The 19,206-nt window shown below is 57.5% G+C and carries 23 protein-coding genes; 15 read left to right on the top strand and 8 right to left on the bottom strand.

Annotated features, from left to right (window positions below; genetic code table 11):
- The first annotated feature begins 47 nt into the window (after positions 1-47).
- Genes lepA through PHX60_RS05650 form a run of 7 tightly spaced genes read left to right on the top strand, consistent with a single transcriptional unit; the run spans position 48 to position 6,476 of the window.
- A complete protein-coding gene (lepA, locus tag PHX60_RS05680; protein WP_300075698.1) occupies positions 48-1,856 on the top strand; it encodes a translation elongation factor 4 in 1,809 nt (602 codons plus the stop codon).
- A gap of 1 nt (position 1,857) precedes the next feature.
- The gene (gene lepB / locus PHX60_RS05675) at positions 1,858-2,832 is read left to right on the top strand and encodes a signal peptidase I (RefSeq protein ID WP_300075696.1); all 975 of its coding nucleotides are present in this window, start codon (positions 1,858-1,860) and stop codon (positions 2,830-2,832) included.
- 31 nt (positions 2,833-2,863) lie between these two features.
- Positions 2,864-3,229, top strand: coding sequence for a DUF4845 domain-containing protein (locus PHX60_RS05670; protein WP_300075694.1), 366 nt, complete (start codon positions 2,864-2,866; stop codon positions 3,227-3,229).
- Between the two features lie 4 nt (positions 3,230-3,233).
- Positions 3,234-3,914, top strand: a complete 681-nt coding sequence (rnc, locus tag PHX60_RS05665; RefSeq protein ID WP_300075988.1) for a ribonuclease III — start codon at positions 3,234-3,236, stop codon at positions 3,912-3,914.
- Positions 3,911-4,909, top strand: coding sequence for a GTPase Era (gene era / locus PHX60_RS05660; protein WP_300075692.1), 999 nt, complete (start codon positions 3,911-3,913; stop codon positions 4,907-4,909). Before rnc ends, era begins: the two co-directional genes overlap by 4 nt.
- Before the next feature lie 8 nt (positions 4,910-4,917).
- On the top strand, positions 4,918-5,712 hold the full coding sequence (locus tag PHX60_RS05655) for a recombination protein O N-terminal domain-containing protein (RefSeq protein WP_300075690.1): 795 nt from the start codon (positions 4,918-4,920) through the stop codon (positions 5,710-5,712).
- Entirely contained in the window at positions 5,709-6,476 is a 768-nt protein-coding gene (locus tag PHX60_RS05650; protein WP_300075688.1) for a pyridoxine 5'-phosphate synthase, read from the top strand. Before PHX60_RS05655 ends, PHX60_RS05650 begins: the two co-directional genes overlap by 4 nt.
- Here PHX60_RS05650 and PHX60_RS05645 read toward each other — a convergent pair.
- Positions 6,473-7,057 (bottom strand): hypothetical protein, encoded by a 585-nt coding sequence (locus tag PHX60_RS05645; RefSeq protein WP_300075686.1) that lies wholly within the window; start codon positions 7,055-7,057, stop codon positions 6,473-6,475. The two genes, PHX60_RS05650 and PHX60_RS05645, sit on opposite strands and share 4 nt — an antisense overlap.
- Before the next feature lie 79 nt (positions 7,058-7,136).
- On the opposite strand from PHX60_RS05645, the gene acpS reads away from it, so the two are divergent.
- Genes acpS through PHX60_RS05620 form a run of 5 tightly spaced genes read left to right on the top strand, consistent with a single transcriptional unit; the run spans position 7,137 to position 9,790 of the window.
- On the top strand, positions 7,137-7,562 hold the full coding sequence (gene acpS, locus PHX60_RS05640; protein ID WP_300075684.1) for a holo-ACP synthase: 426 nt from the start codon (positions 7,137-7,139) through the stop codon (positions 7,560-7,562).
- On the top strand, positions 7,559-8,710 hold the full coding sequence (nagZ, locus tag PHX60_RS05635; protein WP_300075682.1) for a beta-N-acetylhexosaminidase: 1,152 nt from the start codon (positions 7,559-7,561) through the stop codon (positions 8,708-8,710). The genes acpS and nagZ overlap by 4 nt, the downstream gene beginning before the upstream one ends.
- 33 nt (positions 8,711-8,743) lie before the next feature.
- Positions 8,744-9,205 carry a DUF2721 domain-containing protein gene (locus tag PHX60_RS05630; RefSeq protein ID WP_300075680.1) on the top strand — a complete coding sequence of 154 codons (462 nt, stop codon included), beginning with the start codon at positions 8,744-8,746 and terminating at the stop codon, positions 9,203-9,205.
- A 52-nt stretch (positions 9,206-9,257) separates the two neighbouring features.
- Entirely contained in the window at positions 9,258-9,434 is a 177-nt protein-coding gene (locus PHX60_RS05625) for a DUF5668 domain-containing protein (RefSeq protein ID WP_300075678.1), read from the top strand.
- Entirely contained in the window at positions 9,431-9,790 is a 360-nt protein-coding gene (locus PHX60_RS05620) for a translation initiation factor Sui1 (protein ID WP_300075676.1), read from the top strand. Before PHX60_RS05625 ends, PHX60_RS05620 begins: the two co-directional genes overlap by 4 nt.
- Before the next feature lie 37 nt (positions 9,791-9,827).
- Here the strand turns inward: PHX60_RS05620 and PHX60_RS05615 are convergent, their stop codons facing one another.
- The 4 genes from PHX60_RS05615 to hisC all read right to left on the bottom strand — a co-directional run bounded on the left by PHX60_RS05615 (position 9,828) and on the right by hisC (position 12,725).
- On the bottom strand, positions 9,828-10,373 hold the full coding sequence (locus PHX60_RS05615) for an ABC transporter substrate-binding protein (protein ID WP_300075674.1): 546 nt from the start codon (positions 10,371-10,373) through the stop codon (positions 9,828-9,830).
- Between the two features lie 78 nt (positions 10,374-10,451).
- Positions 10,452-10,919 carry a group III truncated hemoglobin gene (locus PHX60_RS05610; RefSeq protein WP_300075672.1) on the bottom strand — a complete coding sequence of 156 codons (468 nt, stop codon included), beginning with the start codon at positions 10,917-10,919 and terminating at the stop codon, positions 10,452-10,454.
- Entirely contained in the window at positions 10,916-11,635 is a 720-nt protein-coding gene (gene serB, locus PHX60_RS05605; RefSeq protein WP_300075670.1) for a phosphoserine phosphatase SerB, read from the bottom strand. The genes PHX60_RS05610 and serB overlap by 4 nt, the downstream gene beginning before the upstream one ends.
- A gap of 16 nt (positions 11,636-11,651) precedes the next feature.
- A complete protein-coding gene (gene hisC / locus PHX60_RS05600) occupies positions 11,652-12,725 on the bottom strand; it encodes a histidinol-phosphate transaminase (protein ID WP_300075668.1) in 1,074 nt (357 codons plus the stop codon).
- A 118-nt stretch (positions 12,726-12,843) separates the two neighbouring features.
- On the opposite strand from hisC, the gene hisB reads away from it, so the two are divergent.
- The 3 genes from hisB (at position 12,844) to hisA (ending at position 14,917) form a co-directional block, all read left to right on the top strand.
- Positions 12,844-13,431, top strand: coding sequence for an imidazoleglycerol-phosphate dehydratase HisB (gene hisB / locus PHX60_RS05595; RefSeq protein WP_300075666.1), 588 nt, complete (start codon positions 12,844-12,846; stop codon positions 13,429-13,431).
- The gene (hisH, locus tag PHX60_RS05590; RefSeq protein WP_300075664.1) at positions 13,428-14,096 is read left to right on the top strand and encodes an imidazole glycerol phosphate synthase subunit HisH; all 669 of its coding nucleotides are present in this window, start codon (positions 13,428-13,430) and stop codon (positions 14,094-14,096) included. Before hisB ends, hisH begins: the two co-directional genes overlap by 4 nt.
- A 74-nt stretch (positions 14,097-14,170) precedes the next feature.
- On the top strand, positions 14,171-14,917 hold the full coding sequence (gene hisA, locus PHX60_RS05585) for a 1-(5-phosphoribosyl)-5-[(5-phosphoribosylamino)methylideneamino]imidazole-4-carboxamide isomerase (protein ID WP_300075662.1): 747 nt from the start codon (positions 14,171-14,173) through the stop codon (positions 14,915-14,917).
- A 2-nt stretch (positions 14,918-14,919) separates the two neighbouring features.
- Here the strand turns inward: hisA and PHX60_RS05580 are convergent, their stop codons facing one another.
- The 3 genes from PHX60_RS05580 to pelF all read right to left on the bottom strand — a co-directional run bounded on the left by PHX60_RS05580 (position 14,920) and on the right by pelF (position 19,071).
- A complete protein-coding gene (locus PHX60_RS05580) occupies positions 14,920-16,086 on the bottom strand; it encodes a spherulation-specific family 4 protein (protein WP_300075660.1) in 1,167 nt (388 codons plus the stop codon).
- A 61-nt stretch (positions 16,087-16,147) separates the two neighbouring features.
- Positions 16,148-17,521 carry an exopolysaccharide Pel transporter PelG gene (gene pelG / locus PHX60_RS05575; protein ID WP_300075658.1) on the bottom strand — a complete coding sequence of 458 codons (1,374 nt, stop codon included), beginning with the start codon at positions 17,519-17,521 and terminating at the stop codon, positions 16,148-16,150.
- Positions 17,521-19,071, bottom strand: coding sequence for a GT4 family glycosyltransferase PelF (pelF, locus tag PHX60_RS05570; RefSeq protein WP_300075656.1), 1,551 nt, complete (start codon positions 19,069-19,071; stop codon positions 17,521-17,523). Before pelF ends, pelG begins: the two co-directional genes overlap by 1 nt.
- Positions 19,072-19,206 lie beyond the last annotated feature (135 nt).

Raw genomic sequence — 19,206 nt, 5'->3', positions numbered from 1 at the left:
CGGATGCGTCCTTTTTTCTTGCGCGCGCCTTTTTCTGTAACCGACACATGAACCACATCCGAAACTTTTCCATCATTGCCCACATTGACCACGGCAAATCCACGCTGGCAGACCGGCTGATTCAGCGCTGCGGCGGGCTGGAGGAGCGGCAGATGGAGGCCCAAGTGCTTGACTCGATGGACATCGAGAAAGAGCGCGGCATCACCATCAAGGCGCAAACCGCTTCTTTGCAGTACAAGGCCAAAGATGGTCAGGTCTATAACCTGAACCTGATTGACACCCCCGGCCATGTGGACTTTTCTTACGAAGTCAGCCGTTCACTCTCGGCCTGCGAAGGGGCGCTGTTGGTGGTCGATGCCAGCCAAGGCGTAGAAGCGCAAACCGTGGCCAACTGCTACACCGCGCTCGATTTGGGCGTAGAAGTGGTGCCGGTACTCAACAAAATGGACTTGCCCCAGTCCGACCCCGATAACGCCAAAGCCGAAATTGAAGACGTAATTGGCATTGATGCCACCGATGCCATTCCCTGCTCGGCCAAAACCGGCATGGGCATTGACGAAATTTTAGAAGCCATCGTCGCCAAGGTGCCCGCGCCCAAGGGCAAGCCTGACGCGCCGCTGCGCGCCATGATTATTGACAGCTGGTTTGACCCCTATGTGGGCGTGGTGATGCTGGTGCGCGTGGTCGATGGCCGCTTGCTCAAGGGCGAACGCATCAAAATGATGGCCTCAGAGGCCGTTTATAACGCCGATAACTTGGGCGTATTTACCCCGGCCAACGAGCCGCGCAATGCCCTGCGCGCCGGTGAGGTGGGCTACATCATCGCGGGTATTAAAGAGCTGCAAGCGGCCAAGGTGGGCGACACCATTACGCTGGAAAAGAAGCTACCCAACAATGCTGGCCCCGCCGCCGAGGCCCTGCCCGGCTTCAAAGAAATTCAACCCCAGGTGTTTGCGGGTCTGTACCCGACCGAGGCCAGCGAATACGACCAACTGCGCGATGCGCTAGAAAAGCTCAAACTCAACGATGCCTCGTTGCACTACGAGCCAGAAGTGAGCCAAGCGCTGGGTTTTGGCTTCCGTTGCGGCTTTTTGGGCCTGCTGCACATGGAAATTGTGCAAGAGCGCCTAGAACGCGAGTTTGACCAAGACCTTATCACCACCGCGCCCAGCGTGGTCTATCAAGTGGTCAAGCCCGGCGGTGAGGTCATCATGGTAGAAAACCCGGCCAAAATGCCCGACCAAGGCAAACTGCAAGAAATCCGCGAGCCTATCGTGACCGTGCATTTGTACATGCCGCAAGATTACGTCGGCCCGGTGATGACGCTGGCCAACCAAAAACGCGGCGTGCAGATGAATATGGCTTACCACGGCCGCCAAGTGATGCTGACCTACGAAATGCCCTTGGGCGAGATTGTGTTGGACTTTTTTGACAAGCTCAAATCGGTTTCGCGCGGTTATGCCTCGATGGACTACGAGTTCAAAGAATACCGCACCTCGGATGTGGTCAAGGTGGATATTTTGCTCAATGGCGAGAAGGTCGATGCGCTGTCCATCATCGTCCACCGTAGCCAGTCGCAGTACCGGGGGCGCGCTGTGGTGGCCAAAATGCGCGAAATTATCAGCCGCCAGATGTTCGATGTGGCCATTCAAGCCGCGATTGGGGCCAACATCATCGCGCGCGAAAGCATCAAGGCACTGCGTAAAAACGTGTTGGCCAAATGTTACGGCGGCGATGTCAGCCGCAAGCGCAAGCTGCTGGAAAAACAAAAAGCCGGTAAAAAGCGCATGAAGCAAATTGGCTCGGTCGAAGTGCCACAAGAAGCCTTCTTGGCCATTTTGCAAGTGGAAGATTGACATGCAAATGGTGCAAATTTTTACCTCGCTGCTGCTGGCGGCCTTTGTCGGCTACATCGGCGCGTGGTACACCGGTTTTATCGAAGGTAACTTCGCCCTGCTGCTGTTTTTGGCTACCGTGGTCACGGGTGCTTACTGGCTGGCCGAACGCTTTATCTTTTTGCCGCAACGCCAACGCGCCGCCCAGGCCATTGCCGATGCTGCCAGCGCGCGCCGCGCCGAACTCGACCGCATGGGCATTGCCAAGGTGGACTTGGACGTGAACCAAGCCCAACAGCAGGCACTGGCCCAACCTTGGTGGCTAGACTGGACCGCCGGGCTGTTTCCGGTAATTTGTGCGGTGTTTTTGTTGCGCTCGTTTTTGTTCGAGCCGTTCAAAATTCCCTCCGGCTCCATGATTCCGACGCTGCTGGTGGGCGATTTGATTTTGGTGAACAAATTTACCTATGGCGTGCGCCTGCCCGTCATTAACAAAAAAATCACCGAAGGCAATAAACCCCAGCGTGGCGATGTGATGGTGTTTCGCTACCCACCCCAGCCCCATATGGATTACATCAAGCGCGTGGTGGGTTTGCCCGGCGACGAGGTGGCCTACCTGAACAAGCGCCTGACGGTAAACGGCCAAGCCGTGCCCACCACAGCGGTGCCTGATTTTTTTGATGCCAGCGCTATGCGCTACTTTAAGCAATTTGAAGAAAAACTGGGTGAGCAGCCGCACCGCTTGCTCAACAACGCCGAAGCGCCCGCCTTTGTCCAAGGGGCCAGTGATTTTCCTTACCGCGACCAATGTCGCTACAGCATTGAGGGCGTGGTGTGCAAAGTGCCCGAGGGCCACTATTTCATGATGGGCGACAACCGCGATAATTCGCTCGATTCGCGTTACTGGGGCTTTGTGCCCGATGCCAACATCGTGGGCCGGGCCTTTTTTGTTTGGATGAATTTTGGCGACCTCAAGCGCATTGGGCCGTTCCATTAACGGCTGCGTTTTCATACAAGGAAGTAGAGCTATGCACCTCCCTCATCGTAGCCGCCGCTCACGCCAGCGCGGCCTGTCTTTTATCGGTGTGATTATCATTGGCTTGCTGGCCGTGGCGGCTTTTGCCATTGGTGGGCAGTCGATTCCGATTTTTGTGGAATCACAATCCATCCAAAAAGCCTTGGAAAAAGCCAAAACCGGCTCCAGTGTGCCCGAGGTACGCAGTTTGTTTGACAAAGCCGCACAGATTGACGACATCAGCTCCGTCAAAGGTGCCGACTTGGACGTGACCAAAAATGGCGACAAAGTGGTCGTGCGGGCCAAATATGCCCGTGAAATCGCTTTAGCTGGCCCAGCCTATCTGGTGTACCGATTTGACCTCCAAAGTAAACCCTAAAACCCTGCCTCCGTTGCAAGCCTTGCAAGCACGGCTGCAACACCAGTTTGCCAACCCGGCGTTGCTGCAACGCGCCATTACGCACCGTAGTTTTAGCGCCGACCACTACGAGCGCCTAGAATTTTTGGGTGATTCGGTGCTGAACTTGGCCGTCTCTAGTCTGCTCTACCAGCGCCTGAGCCACCAACCTGAGGGCGATTTATCGCGCATTCGGGCCAATTTGGTCAAAGAGGGCACGTTGCACCAACTGGCGCTGCAATTGCAACTGCCCAGCGTGTTGCGCTTGGGCGAGGGCGAAGCGCGTTCGGGCGGTCAGCAGCGGGCTTCCATCTTGGCCGATACCCTAGAAGCCTTGCTTGGCGCAGTCTATCTGGATGCGGGTTATAGCGTGGCCGAGGCACTGGTGCATCGCTTGTTTGCCGCCGTGGAAATCAACCCACAAATGCAGGCCGCCGCCAAAGATGCCAAAACAGCGCTGCAAGAATGGCTGCAAGGGCGCAAAATGAAACTACCCCAATACACCGTGGTGGCCACCGAAGGGGCCGCGCATCGGCAAACCTTTGAAGTGGAATGCCAAATTACCGAACTTGAACTGGTTGCACGCGGCAGCGGTGCCACGCGCCGCATGGCCGAACAAGCCGCCGCTGCGGCCATGCAGACCCTCCTCCAATCCAAAAGAATATGAACCCAGACTCTGCCAACGATTCCGCCCCCGCCCCAGCACAGCCCGATTTAGAGGCCATGCTGGCTGCCGCCCAAGCACCGGGCGCTACCCCGGCCCCAGAGGGTCAACGCTGCGGCGTGATTGCCATCGTGGGCAAGCCCAACGTGGGTAAATCCACCCTGCTCAATGCGCTGGTGGGGCAAAAAATCAGCATTACCTCGCGCAAGGCGCAAACCACGCGCCACCGCATCACCGGTATCCGCACACAAGGAGCGACACAGTTTATTTTTGTCGATACCCCCGGTTTTCAAACGCGCCACGCCACCGCGCTGAATAAATCGCTCAACAAAACCGTGATGGGCGCGATTGGTGATGTGGACTTGATTTTGTTTGTCGTAGAGGCCGGCAGCTTTACTTTGGCCGATGCCAAGGTGCTAAGCCTGTTCAAACCGGGCATCCCCACGCTACTGATTGCCAATAAACTAGACAACGTACATCGCCGCGCCGAGATTGCCCCGTGGCTGCGCGATATGCAAGAGCGCCACCCGTTTGCCGAGTTTGTGCCCATGTCGGCCAAAAACAAAGGTGACATTGGCCGCCTGTACGGCATCTGCGAAAAATACCTGCCCGAAGCGCCGTGGTGGTACGCCGCCGACGAGCTAACCGACCGCAGTGAAAAATTCCTCGCCTCCGAAACCGTGCGCGAAAAATTGTTTCGCTTCACCGGCGACGAGCTGCCCTACACCTCCACCGTTGTCATCGACAAGTTTGAGGAAGAAAAAAGCAAAAACCACAAGCGCATGATTCGCATTGCCGCCACCATCGTGGTGGAGCGCGACAGCCACAAAGCGATGGTGATTGGTGACAAGGGCGAGCGCCTCAAGCGCATTGGCACCGAAACGCGCCAAGAGCTAGAAAAACTGATGGATGCCAAGGTGTTTGTCGAGCTGTGGGTCAAGGTGCGCTCCGGTTGGGCCGACGATGAAGCCCGTGTGCGTTCCTTCGGCTACGAATAAGCCTTGCCGTGGCCACTGCGCGCCGCTTTAGCCACGAACCAGCCTTTGTGCTGCACCGCTACGACTGGAGCGAGTCCAGCCTGATTCTGGAAGTATTTAGCCGCCACCACGGGCGTGTGGCGCTGGTGGCCAGAGGGGCCAAAAAGCCCAGCTCCAATTTTCGCCCGGTGCTGCTGCCCTTGCAGCCTTTAAGCCTGAACTGGACAGAAAGCGCCAGCCCAATCAGTCCAGCCAACTCCCCCAGCGATGGCAGTGGCATCCACCCGCTCAAAGGGGCGGAATGGGTGGGCGGACACACCATGCCGATGGGCGATGCCTTGCTCTCGGGCACCTACCTCAATGAGCTATTGCTGCGCCTGTTGGCGCACCAAGACCCCCACCCGGCCCTGTTTGATGCCTATGCCGCCGTGGTGCGCGTGCTGGCCAGCCAGCATGGCGATGCCTTAGAGCCCGTGTTACGTGCCTTTGAATTGTTGCTACTGCGCGAACTGGGCTTGCTACCGGCCCTCAACACCGACACCCTGACCTTGGCCCGCTTGCAGCCAGAAGCGCGCTATGCCCTGCTGCCCGACCGTGGCCTGTGCCCCAGCCCAGCCACAGAACGCGCCTGCCTTAGCGGCGCACAATGGTTGCAACTCAACCAGGCACTAGAGGGCAGCGGTATGCGCCTATCGGCCTTGTTGCAAGCCTGCGCCCCAGTAGCCGCAGCACTCAAACCCCAGTTGCGCGTGGTGCTGCAACACCACTGTGGCCCGCCGATGTTACGCACGCGCCAACTGATGATGGAACTTCAAACGTTATGACTGCTTTTGCTTCTTCTACCCAGCACACCGTCTTGTCGGTGAACGTGAACAAAGTCGCCTTGGTGCGTAATACGCGCCATTTGGGCATCCCCAGCGTGACGCGCGCGGCGTTGCTGTGCCTGCAAGCTGGGGCGCAAGGGATTACCGTGCATCCACGCCCCGACGAGCGCCATATCCGCGCCCAAGACGTGACGGAACTGGCCGCCCTGTTAAAACAATGGCCCGAGCGCGAATACAACATCGAGGGCAACCCGTTCCACAACCTGATGGACTTTATCCGCAGCGTGCGCCCGCACCAAGCCACTTTTGTGCCCGACGGCGAAGGCCAATTCACCAGCGACCACGGCTGGAACCTAGCGCAAGAGGCCCAGCGCCTGCGCCCCCTGATAGCCGAATGCCGCGCCTTGGGCGTGCGCGTGAGCCTGTTTATGGATGCCATCCCTGAGCAAATGGCCGCCGCCAAAGCCCTAGGTGCCGACCGGGTAGAACTCTATACCGAACCCTATGCCGCCGCTTGGGGCACAGCAGAACAAGCGCAACAGCTAGAGCGCTACCGTGCCACCGCCCAAGCGGCCTTAGAGGTGGGTTTGGGTGTCAATGCCGGCCACGACCTGAACCGCGACAACTTGGCCGCCTTTGTCCAAACCGTGCCCGGCTTACAGGAAGTCTCCATTGGCCACGCGCTGATTGCGGATGCCTTGGAGCTAGGCTATGCCGCCACCGTGCGCGCTTATCTGGACTGCATCCAGCAAGCCGCAGATTAGGGCGTGCCGCGCTTGTACGACATCAGCTCTCGGGTGTACATGTTGTAGCCATCGTTGCGAATCAGCTTCACATCTGCCAAGGCTTCTGGTGCGTACCAAAAGGTATCTATCTGCTGGCCACGATTGCCGCGTGAGTTGTTAAAAAAGCCTTTGTGCTCAATTTTGAAGGCCATGAATTTACCTGCTGGAACATCTACCTCCTCGTAAGCCGTGACTTCTACTTGTGCTTGTGTATTGCCCGTCACCCCATCAGCCCGCCGCCAGTCTTCGTTGTGCGTCCATTTTTTGCCCACTTCCAGCGGCCATTGTCGCCATTGCTGTGTGGCGGGACGACCTATCAAGCCATCTAAAATTTTTGTCTGCGAATTGCCATACGAAAAATTCAAGATGCCATCATTCAGCACCACGGTACGGGTGGGCTTGCCCTCTTCCAGCTTGGTTCGGTTGTCAATTTGTCGCCAAACCCATTGGTCACCGGGTTTGAAAGCTTCTGGCGCGGGCATTTCGGCCACTTGGGCTGCCGCCAGCAAAGGAAGAAACGAAGCAGTAAGCGCGAAAAAGGTACGAACAGGCAAGGGCATGATGCGCTCCATGTAAAAAATGAATGGAAATTCACATGCTAAATTATGGTCGTCTATCTGTCGTGGTGCTTTTCAAAAAATGATTTACGGTATCGGCACCGATATTTGCGACATTCGGCGCATTCAGGCCAGTTTGGCGCAGCATGGCGCGCGCTTTGCCGCCAAAATTTTGACCCCGACTGAACTGGCAACATGGCAAGAGCGCCACCACCGCTGCCCTGAACGCGCGGTACGCTTTGTTGCTACCCGTTTCTGTGCCAAAGAGGCCTTCAGCAAAGCGATTGGTCTCGGGATGGTGCTGCCCATGTCTTGGCAAGCCTGCGAAATCAGCACGCTAGAGGGTGGTCAACCGGCCATTTTGGCCCACGGCGCTTTACACACTTGGCTGCAACAACGCCAGCTTAGTATCCACCTGAGCATCAGCGACGAGCAAGACTATGCCGTCGGCTTTTGCGTGGTAGAAAAAATTATCCCCCCTCCTTCTGAAGCCCCATTTTTTTCATGAGCGACAACACCCATTCCCCCCTGATTCTGGACGTGGCAGGTACCACACTGACCGACACCGACCGCCGCCGTCTGGCCCACCCCCTGACCGGCGGTGTGATTTTGTTTGCCCGCAACTGGCAAAACCGCCAACAACTGGTAGAACTGACCGCCTCCATCAAAGCAGTGCGCGGTGATTTGCTGATTTGCGTGGACCACGAAGGGGGCCGCGTGCAACGCTTTCGCAGTGATGGCTTTACCCATCTGCCGCCCATGCAAGCACTGGGCAAGTTATGGCAACGCGATAGCACGAAAAAAAGTAAAGGCAAAAAGAAAAAAGGCGACAAAGCCAGCAAAAAAAGCCAAAAACGCAGCAGCTTTTTAACCGGCAGCGCTTTGCAAGCCAGCAATGCCGCCACCGCCACAGGCTATGTGCTGGCGAGCGAACTGCGTGCCTGCGGTGTCGATTTCAGCTTTACCCCGGTGCTGGATTTGGACTGGGGCAGCAGCGGCGTGATTGGCGACCGCGCCTTTGACCGTGACCCGCGCATCGTCACCCTGCTGGCCAAAAGCCTGATGCACGGCCTGCTGCAAGGCGGCATGGCCAACTGTGGCAAGCATTTTCCGGGGCATGGCTATGTCAAAGCCGACTCGCACACTGAAGTGCCGGTAGATAAACGTAGCCTGAAGAAAATTTTGGCCGACGATGCCGCGCCTTATCCGTGGTTGCGTAGCAGCCTGAGCAGCTTGATGCCCGCGCATGTGATTTACCCCAAGGTGGACAAGCGCCCTGCGGGTTTTTCTAGCCGCTGGTTGCAAGACATTTTGCGCCAGCAAATGGGCTTTGACGGAGCCATCTTCAGTGACGATTTGAGCATGGAAGGCGCACGCCGTTTAGATGGACAAACCGTCAGCTACACCGATGCCGCCGTGGCCGCCTTGCAAGCTGGTTGTGACTTGGTATTGCTGTGCAACCAAAGCGTGGGCGATGGTGCGGCCATTGATGAACTGCTCGACGGCTTGGCCCGCGCCCATACTTTGGGCCAGTGGCAACCCAACCCCGACAGCGAAGCGCGCCGCATGGCCCTGTTGCCCCTGACCCCGCCGCTGCCGTGGGACGAACTGATGTTCCAACCGGCCTACCAGCAAGCGCTTGAACTGCTGCCCTGAAAACCCTTCACTTTGCCCGTGAGAGAGTGCGCCATGCCCTTGTCTGTTGATTCTTCCACCATCACCCACAGCATTCAGCTCTCGGTCGCGCCGGTGTTTTTGCTTACGGCGGTCGCTGGCATGATTGGTGCCGTGGCCGGACGCTTGGCGCGCATCATTGACCGTGCCAGAGTGGTCGAAGAGCGCGCCCGCCAAAGCACCGACCCCGAGTTTTTGCAACGCGCTTTGTTGGAGCTGGGTTATTTACGCACCCGGGGCCGCATGGCCAACGGCTGCATTGGTCTGCTGACCTTGTGCGGTTTTTTGATTGGCCTGACCATCGTATTGTTATTTTTGGGCGAGACCACCAACCTGCGCGGCCACAGTTGGGCGCTGGGCAGTTTTTTAACCGGCGTGGTGTCATTTCTGCTGGCGCTGGTGTTATTTTTTGTCGAAACCGTGATGGCCACCCGGCTGCTTAATTTTCATATGCTGGGGCACGCTGGCCCGCGTTAAAGCGCTTACGATGGCGCATCATCCACCCACCTTACTACACTGAAAGTTTTCTATGAAGGGCAACTTTGCCGCCATCGTATTGGTGTTGTTGGGCAGTTTTTTTCTGCTCAACAACCTAGAGCTGATTGACATCAGCCTGTTTCAGTTGTTTCGCGTTTGGTGGCCTTTGATTTTGATTGTCGTGGGCATCATGCTGTTTTTTGCGCCCGATGGACGTAACCGCAAATGAAGGGGCTGGCCAGTTTAGGGGGCTTGGTCTATTCAACCGAGCATGGGCGCATGTGCCCCGATTGTCGTCAAGCGCAGGCGCAGTGCGTCTGCAAGCTTGCCGTGTTGCCGCAAGGCGATGGCATTGTGCGTGTCTCGCGCGAGACCAAGGGGCGCGGCGGCAAAGCCGTCACCTTGGTCAAAGGGGTTTTGTTGGATGCGCCCGCGCTGGCGCAACTGGGCAAGCAGCTCAAGGCCGCTTGCGGCAGCGGTGGCACGGTCAAAGAGGGCGTGATTGAAGTGCAGGGCGACCACGTCGAGCGTGTGCTGGAGGCCCTGCAAAAGCTAGGCCACCGCGTCAAGCGCGCTGGCGGATAAGCAGCACCACCGCACCCACCCGCACTGGCTGTGCGGTTTATTTGGCCGCTGGCGCTGTGGCAGCGGCGGCAGCGCGTGCTTCTTCGGCTTTCTTCTTGGCCTCATCGGCCTTCTTTTGCAGCTCTTGGGCTTCTTTTTCGGCGGCTTCGGCTTCCTTGGCCTTGGCCGCAGCGGCTTCGGCCTCTTTGGCCTTGGCATCTGGGCCACTCATGGCGCTGGCCAAAGCATTGCCCGCCAAAGAGCCAGCCACAGCACCCACGGCGGCAGCGCCCAAGGTGCCCATCATGCCGCCACCGGCGGCAGCTGCTGGGGCAGCTGGGGCCATGCCTGCCGCTGGGGCCATCGGTGCGGCACTGGCGGGCATAGGCGTTGTGGGTGGGGTAGGGGCCGTGGGCCGTGCGGTAGCAAACGGCGATGCCACCGTTGGGGCTGTGGGTGGCGCACTGCTGCCGATACGGGTAGCGGGCACCGGCTTGCTGCTACCAAAGCGCTTGGCATGGGCCAGCGAAGGCATGAGCAAAGCAGCGGTGGTGAGGGTAATCACGGTGGCCGTGCTACGCAGGGAAGGGCTAGGCATAGGCATGAAACAAGTCTCCAATCGGTTTTAAGGGGCAAGATGGATGGCAGCAAGCACCCAAAGGTGTGGCGTGCATCCCAACGCTTAGATAGAGTCTGTGGCTTGTGCCGAAGTTCCCGGAAAAATGGGCAGGGCGTGCGGGTCGGGCGGCGGGTCGGTGCTGAACACCGGGCGTGTGCCAAAGTAGCCCAAATACAGATTGCGTGCAATGCCGTGGGCCACGGTTTGTAATTCATGGGCGATTTCTGGCGCAAACAGCCGCTCGGTATGTTGCCCCCACAGCCGCACCCAAGCAGCAAAATGCTCGGGCGTGATGCCTTGCAAGGCCATGTGTTTGGCAAATACATTGCCGCTGTAGCTTTTGCTGCCCAGCGCAATCGTGCTCCAAAAATTGACCATGCGTTGCAGGTGCGGTTGCCAGCGCTCATGCAGGGCTTGCTCAAACACTGGCCCCAACACTGGGTCGGCGCGCACATCGGCATAAAAATCATGCACCAAGGTAGTAATTTGCGCTAAGTTGGGCGCATTTTCTGGGAGGCTTGGGGCGCTCATGCGGTGGTTACCACTTCTAGCAGGCGGTCTAAGCCACCGCTGTTAATCGCTACCTTGGCTTGGGCGCGCACCGCTGGTTTGGCATGGTAGGCCACCGACAACCCTGCCGCGCCCATCATGGGTAAATCGTTGGCCCCATCGCCCACGGCAATGGTTTGGCTTGGCTCAATGCCCAGCAGGCTGGCCACCTCTAACAGGGTGCGGCGTTTTTCAGTGCCATCGCAAATATCGCCCCAACATTGCTCTACCAAGCGGCCTGTCAGGTGGCCATCGGCGATTTCTAACTGGTTGGCGCGGGCAAAGTCCATGCCCAAGCCGGTTTTTACCCGGTCGGCAAAGAAAGTGAAGCCACCCGACACCAACAGGGTTTTCAGGCCAGCAGCGCGCGCAGCCGCCATCAAGGCTTGCGCGCCGGGGTTAAAACGCAGGCGCTCGGTGAATACCGCCTCTAGGTGTGTGACGGGCACCCCTTGGAGCAAGGCCAAACGGCGGCGCAGGCTGTCCTTAAAGTCGGTAATGTGGCCTTGCATCGCGGCTTCGGTAATGGCGGCCACTTCGGCCTTGCGGCCCGCTGCATCGGCGATTTCGTCAATACACTCGATGTTGATGAGCGTCGAGTCCATATCAAACGCGATGAGCTTGAAGTCTTGCAGGCGCAAGGGGTTGGTAATGCCTTGGAGGACAAGGCCGGGGGAGATTTCGGTGGTAGTGGTCATAGGATGATGCTGAGCTTTAGCCTGCCAAAATCTCGGTCAGCGCCTGCACCAGCGTGGCGCATTGGGCATCGGTGCCAATGGTGATACGCAAAAACTGCTCAATGCGCGCTTGCTTAAAGTGGCGCACAATGATGGCGCGCTGGCGCAGCGCTGCCGCCAAACCAGCGGCATCGTGCGCTGGGTGGCGAGCAAAAATAAAGTTGGCCGCCGATGGCAAAACCTCAAAGCCCAAGCCCTGCATTTGCGCCACCAGCGTGGCACGGGTGGCCATCACTTTGCGGCAACTGTCTTGGAAATAGGTTTCATCCTCCACCGAGGCCACGGCACCGGCCAAGGCCAGCCGGTCTAGCGGATAGGAGTTAAAGCTGTTTTTCACCCGCTCTAGCCCCTCTATCAGCGCGGGATGCCCCACGGCAAAACCGACACGCAAACCAGCCAAAGAACGGCTTTTCGAGAAGGTATGCACCACCAGCAGATTGGGGTATTGGTTGACCAAGGCAATGGCGCTGTCGCCACCAAAATCGACATAGGCTTCATCGACCAACACCACGGCATCGGGGTTGCCCGCCACGATGCGCTCAATCTCGGCCAAGGGCAGCAAGCAGCCAGTGGGGGCATTGGGGTTGGGGAAGATGATGGCCCCGGCTTGGCTTTCGTCTTGGGGCAAATAATCATCGGCGCAAATGGCGTAATCTGCCGTGAGTGGGATGGTCTGGTGCTGAACCCCATACAAACCACAATACACCGGGTAAAAACTGTAAGTAATGTCCGGAAACCACAGCGGGCGCTCTTGGTCTAGCAGCGCCATAAAAGCGTGCGCCAGCACCTCGTCCGAACCATTGCCGACAAAAATTTGGTTTGGCTGCACACCGTGGCGTTGCGCCAAGGCGGCTTTGAGGGCATCGGCGTTGGGGTCGGGGTAGAGGCGCAGGCTGTCGTTGGTGGCCTGCCGAATAGCCTCTAAAGCGCGTGGCGAGGGGCCATAGGGATGCTCGTTGGTATTGAGTTTGACCAGATTGTCAATTTTGGGCTGTTCGCCCGGAACATAAGGGGTCAGGCCGTGAACTACGGCGCTCCAAAAACGGCTCATGCGATAGCTTCCCAAGAAGGGGCGGCAGCGTTGCAACAGACAAAACACGGGCTGCCGCTCAGGCGCTGGATGCTATCATGCCCAGCTTCCCATCACCCTAGAACGAGCGCCCCACGACATGCGTCAAGCCGACGTTACCCGCCATACGCTGGAAACCAAAATTACGGTACGTCTCAATTTGGACGGCACCGGCCAAGCCCAACTCCACAGCGGCATTGGTTTTTTAGACCACATGCTAGAGCAAATTGCCCGCCACGGCCTGATGGATTTAGATGTCCAATGCCAAGGCGATTTGCACATTGACGGCCACCACACCGTCGAGGATATTGGCATCACGCTAGGCCAAGCGTTTGCCCAAGCCGTGGGCGATAAAAAAGGCATTCGCCGCTATGGCCATGCTTATGTGCCGCTAGACGAGGCTTTAAGCCGCGTGGTAGTGGACTTTTCTGGTCGCCCCGGTTTGCACATGGATGTGCAATTTACCAGCGCCATGCTCGGCCAGCTGGACACGCAATTGGTGTTTGAGTTTTTCCAAGGTTTTGTCAACCATGCGGGCGTTTCCTTGCACATTGACAACCTCAAGGGCATTAACGCGCACCACCAATGCGAAACTATTTTTAAGGCGTTTGCCCGTGCGTTGCGCGCCGCGCTGGAGCTAGACCCGCGCGCTGCTGGCACCATTCCGTCCACCAAAGGTTCTTTGTGATGAGTGCCAGCAAAATCGTGGCCGTGGTGGACTACGGCATGGGCAATTTGCGTTCGGTATCGCAAGCGGTGCAAGCAGCGGCCCAAGGCAGTGGCTGGACGGTGCAAGTTACCTCCAAGCCCGAAGATGTGCGCGCCGCGCAGCGCGTCGTCTTGCCCGGTCAAGGGGCCATGCCCGACTGTATGCGCGAGTTGGCCCAATCGGGCCTGCGCGCCTCGGTGCTAGAAGCAGCGGTCAACAAACCGCTGTTTGGTGTCTGTGTGGGGATGCAAATGCTGCTCGACCACAGCGCCGAGGGCGATACCCCCGGCTTGGGCCTGGTTCCCGGCGAGGTCGTCAAGTTTGACCTGCAAGGCCGCAGCCAAACCGATGGCAGCCGCTACAAAGTGCCGCAAATGGGCTGGAACCAAGTGCGCCAAGTGCGCCACGCGGGTGCAGTGCATCCGGTGTGGGCAGGCGTGCCCGACCATAGTTATTTCTATTTTGTGCATAGTTTTTATGCCCGACCGGCCCAAGCCGCGCATTGCGCTGGCGAGGCCGACTATGGCGGCTGGTTTGCTGCCGCGATTGCGCGCGATAATATTTTTGCCACGCAATTTCACCCCGAAAAAAGTGCCGACCAAGGCTTGCAGCTTTATCGCAACTTTTTGCACTGGATGCCCTAAGTCCCGGTTGGTGCCTCTTGTTTGAGGTGCAATCGCATTTTTTTGTTGTTTGTTACGTTTTTGCCAAACCCACCATGTTGCTCATCCCCGCCATCGACCTCAAAGACGGCCACTGTGTACGCCTGAAACAAGGCGATATGGACCAATCCACCACCTTTGGTGAAGACCCCGCCGCGATGGCGCGCCGTTGGGTAAATGCCGGTGCGCGCCGCCTGCATTTGGTGGACTTAAATGGTGCCTTTGCGGGCAAGCCGCAAAACTTGGCCGCTATCAAGGCCATCCTGCGCGAAGTGGGCGACGACATTCCGGTGCAACTGGGTGGCGGCATTCGCGATTTGGACACCATCGAGCGCTGCATTGACGGCGGCTTGCGCTATGTGATTATTGGCACGGCAGCCGTTAAAAATCCCGGCTTCCTCAAAGATGCTTGCACTGCTTTTGGCGGCCACATCATTGTGGGCCTAGATGCCAAAGATGGCAAAGTTGCTACCGATGGTTGGAGCAAACTCACCGGCCACAACGTGACCGATTTGGCCAAAAAATTTGAAGACTGGGGCGTAGAGTCCATCATCTACACCGACATTGGCCGCGACGGGATGCTCTCGGGCATCAACGTAGAGGCCACTGTCAAGCTGGCGCAGGCCGTTACTATCCCGGTGATTGCCTCGGGCGGCTTGGGTAGCATGGCCGACATCGAAGCCTTGTGCGCGGTAGAGGACGAAGGCGTGCAAGGCGTGATTTGTGGCCGCGCCATTTACTCGGGCGATTTAGATTTTGAGGCCGCGCAAGCGCGCGCCGATGCCTTGGGGGCCACGGCCTAAAACTAGCACGTTGGCAGCGGCTGGCCTTGGTTGATAGCTTGCAGGCTCTGGAGCAGGGCTGTCCAGTAGGTGGGCAGACTGGCCCAGGGGTTGCCGGTGTTGGTTGCGTAGTCGTATGGCCGGTGCGTGATATACACCAAGCCGCTATTGGCCTGTGCCGTGGCGGCGCGCTTGAGCGCGGTTTGCATGGCGGTGCAGGTGCTGGCATTGTGAACCAACGCGCCTTGGCGGCTGTTGCTCAGGTTGTAAAGCCAAGGGCCGGTGCGCCGGGGGTCGTAATTGGCAAAATTAAGCGCTTGGCCTTCAAAGGTAATCAGGGCATCGGCCACCGTGGCCATGCGCGTCGCCGGTATGGTGCCCGGATTGCCCACCACGCGCAGGCTGGGGTCTTTGTCTTTGATGTAGCGGTACAACGCTTGGTAAAAAGCCAAATCGCTGGCTTTGTTGCTCATTTCATCGACAAAAATGCCGCTAATCAGGCCGCGCCCGTACAGTGTTAAATAGCGGTCAACGTTGGTTTGCACATCGGCCAAGGTGCGCGGGCCACGCCCATAATTGGTATAGACGTAGCCCAACAATTGGCCGCCAGCATCCACAAAGTTTTGCGCTGCCTGCACATAGCGGGCTGGGGCGCTCGTAAAAATACCATTGCTTGGGTTGAGGATGGCGCTGATTTTTAAATCGGGGTAAGTGCTGGCCGCCGCCGCCAAAATATCCCAGCCCGAACCCCCACTCGACGGATAAAAATAAGCGGGCACCAGCAGCTCTAGCGGGCTGGGGAGCTGGCGCAAATAAAACCCATAGGTCACGGCGTAGCGCTGCCCAGCTACTTCGGCTTCGGCGTGCAGGCTGTGCGCTCCGGGCACCATGCCGCGCAGCAGCGTGCTGGCCCGGCCACTGACGGTGGGGCTGCTGCTGGTTGCAAAGCTCCCGGCCAAGCTGCTGCTGCTCCAATGCACCGGCGTACCGTTATCGACCGGCTGGCCATCTATATTGACCAACGCTGTCAATCGCACCGGTGTTTGCAGTTCTAGCACTGGGGTTTGGCCACTGGGGGCCACTATTTGCACACTGACATTGGCATTGGCACTGCCAGCGGCCAGTGCCAGCAAGGCAGCGGCCCAGCACGGGGCGGCAAATGGCGAAACACGAGGACGTAGCAAAGGCATGGTAAAGATGCAACTCAAGTGCAGTAAAGATGGGGGGATTTCATCAGGCGCAGCCACTATGCTACTGGAGCATAAAGGTTTGGTATTCCAAACGATTCAGTTGGCGCGTGAGCAAAATCAAGCCTGTGAGCAGGGTTATCAGCATGGCTACCGTAAAGCCATAGCCATACAGGGCGGCCCCATAGTATTGGCTCAGGGCGGTGAGTACGATATTGAGCAGCACCATTTGGCCACACAGTAGCAACACAATGCGGCGCTGGTCTAAGTAAAAAAACACGTTCAGCACCGCCATCAGCCCCACCTGCAAACCGGCCCCCACCACCTGCACATACAGCAAGGGCAGGTAAAGCAAAGAAATGCCCAAGGCTTTTAAGATAGCTGGCCCAGCCACAAAGGTGATGAGTACGGCCAAAGTTTGGGTTTTGGCAATTTCTACCAGCCCTTGCTGAATCGAATAGACCATTTCATCGCGCATGGATTCGATGTATTCTAAAGAACCACCACTGCGGACCGCATCATAAAACTTGTCGTAAAACTCGACAAAATCGGTCTCGATGCGTACCAAAAATACCGCCATGCCCGGAATGATGGACAGGTAGGATAAAAACACCGGCAGGTCGTAAATCAGCGAGGCGCGCAGGTGGCCAATCACCTGCTGCGAGGTAGGCTCAAAGTACCAAAACATCAGCTTATCCACCCAGATGCCAAAGTTGTACAAAAAGCCCACCGCCATCAAAGAGAAGTAGCACAGCTCACGCCGGGCGAAATCAAAGGCCATCAACTGTCCCGTAGGGTTGAAGTCATGCACCACAAACAACCACATTCCGGCCAGCAGCACCAAATTGCCCAATACAAAGCCGCCCAGCAGGCCCTCTAAGCCCCAAGGGCGCATCAGCAGGGCCGCAATCACAATCAGGGTGTAAGCCCCAGCAAACAAGAAGGTAATGGCTTTGTAGTGCTTCATGCCCGAGAGCAGCACCGTCAGCACCCAGACGGCACACATCACCACAAAACCGGCCAACATCAACAGCCGATACAACAGGCGCTCGCCCGGTAGCAGTACAAACAAGGCCAGCGTGCCCAAAATGCTGGCCGCGCCCACCACCAGCAGCAGCAGGCCGTGCAGATTGGGCAAAATCACTTCGGGCTTTTTTTCAAACAAGCGGTCGGACACAAAACGGGTAAACGCCAGTTGCACCAGCCCGGTCAGTACCAAACTGCTGGCCACCAAATAGGTGACCGAGGTTTGAAACTGCGTGACAAAAAAAGCGGGCACCACCACGCTGGCGCTAAAAATTCCCACCAGCAAAATCCCCACAATGGAAAAAATCCACGGCCCCGAGCCAATCACCCCGGCATAGGCATAGGCTTGCGCTAAACCCAGCAGGGTGTTTTTGCGTAGCAGGCGGCGCAGTTCAAAGCCAATGCCAGCCATCAGGGCGCTCCTTTCGGGTGGTGTAGCGCTTGCTCATAGACTTGGCGGTAGCGGTCAAACATCATGGTGTCGGTGTAGTAGCGCTCCACCCGGGCAATGGCGGCAGCGCTGGCCTGCGCCCAGGCTTGGGTATCAGAGAGCAGGGCGATGCTGGCATCGGCCAGCGCTTGCGGGTCGGCAATGTTGACCACGCGGCCACTCGGGCCTAAAGCGCGGTCTTCGGCATCTAGGCCCTCAATCAGTTGGCGGCAAGAGCCTACATCGGTGGAGATGGTCGGCACGCCAGCGGCGTAGCCTTCCAAAATCACCAGCGGCAGCGCTTCGCTGATGGACGACAGCACCACCAGCCCAATTTGCGGCATCAGGGCCTCTACCTTCTGAAAGCCCAAAAATTTAACCTGGGTTTGTAGGCCCAAACTTTGGACCAAGTTGGTGCATTCTTGGGCATAACTGGGGTCTTCTTCTGCTGGGCCAGCAATCCAGCCTTCGGCCTGTGGCAATTGGTTCACCACCCGGCGCATGGCACGGATGAAGGTTTTGACATCTTTAATCGGTACCACCCGGCCAATCAGGCACAACACTGGCGGCGGCGTTGCGGGGCGTTGGCTGCGTAAGGGGGCAAAGCGCCCCAAGTTGATGCCGTTGGGGATGTTGAAGGTGCGTTCGGCCTTGGCTCCGTCATGCACTTGGCGCAGGCGGTTGGTTTCGTAGAGCGCAATGATGGGGTTGGCGGCTTCGTAGCAGTAGCGCCCCATCCACTCAAAAAACCGAATCCACATTTGCCGGAAGTACGATACCTCGGTCGGGTCGCGCTGAAACACGTTGCGGTTGTCGCGAATCCACTCGCTTTTGAGCAGGTCAATTTGGCGCTCTTTGGTGTAAATGCCATGTTCCGACAAAATCAGCGGCAGCCCCCGGCTTTGATGCACCATTGCCCCCAAGCAGCCCGCATAGCCGGTGGATGCACTGTGCAGCACCCGCACCGGCAGCAGCTGGTGGGCAATACGCGCCAACAGCCACAGCGGCTGAAACATGATGCGTACCGTCCAAAAATAATCGACAAACGAGGGGTCGGTGCAATACTCACGGTAGGTATCGCGCAGCAGTTGCCAAGAGAGTTCGCTGTATAAAAAATCGTCCAATTGCAACTGGCCACCGGGCATGATTTCGCGCACCAAATCGCGCAGCAAACCCAAGGTCAGGTCTCGCCCTGCTTCGCCTTGGCGCAATGATTGCACCAGCGCATTCATCATGGCAAAGGCCGCGGGGCTGCCTTTGCGCCCTGTGGGCAAGCCAGCGGCGGTTAAATCGTCGTAGAGGTAGTGTTCTTCAAAATGCACCACATTGGCGGGCAGTTCGTACCGAAAGCCTTTGTAATCGCCACGGCGACTGCCCAAAAAAATGATGGCGTAACGGTATTCGGGATAAGCGCGAATGATTTGGTTAATCCAGCTCGATACCCCGCCACTGACATACGGAAAGGTGCCTTCTAGCAGCAGGGCAATGTCGGCATTGGCGGCCTTGGGGTGCTTGCGCGGGTTGTTGTCCATTAAGCGCTTGGTGGTGGTAAAATTTCAAATGTTTTCAATTTTTTTGTTTTTAAAATTATTAACTTCTAAATAAAAGATTTAAATTATACTTTCGTATAAAAAGATGAGTGACAAGGTTGTGAAATTCATCGGATT

Origin of the sequence: Giesbergeria sp. (assembly GCF_028686475.1) — a bacterium.
Lineage (GTDB): Bacteria > Pseudomonadota > Gammaproteobacteria > Burkholderiales > Burkholderiaceae_C > Simplicispira.
The sequence above is the reverse complement of the archived record's forward strand: the minus strand, read 5'-3'. Positions and strand labels throughout refer to the sequence as shown.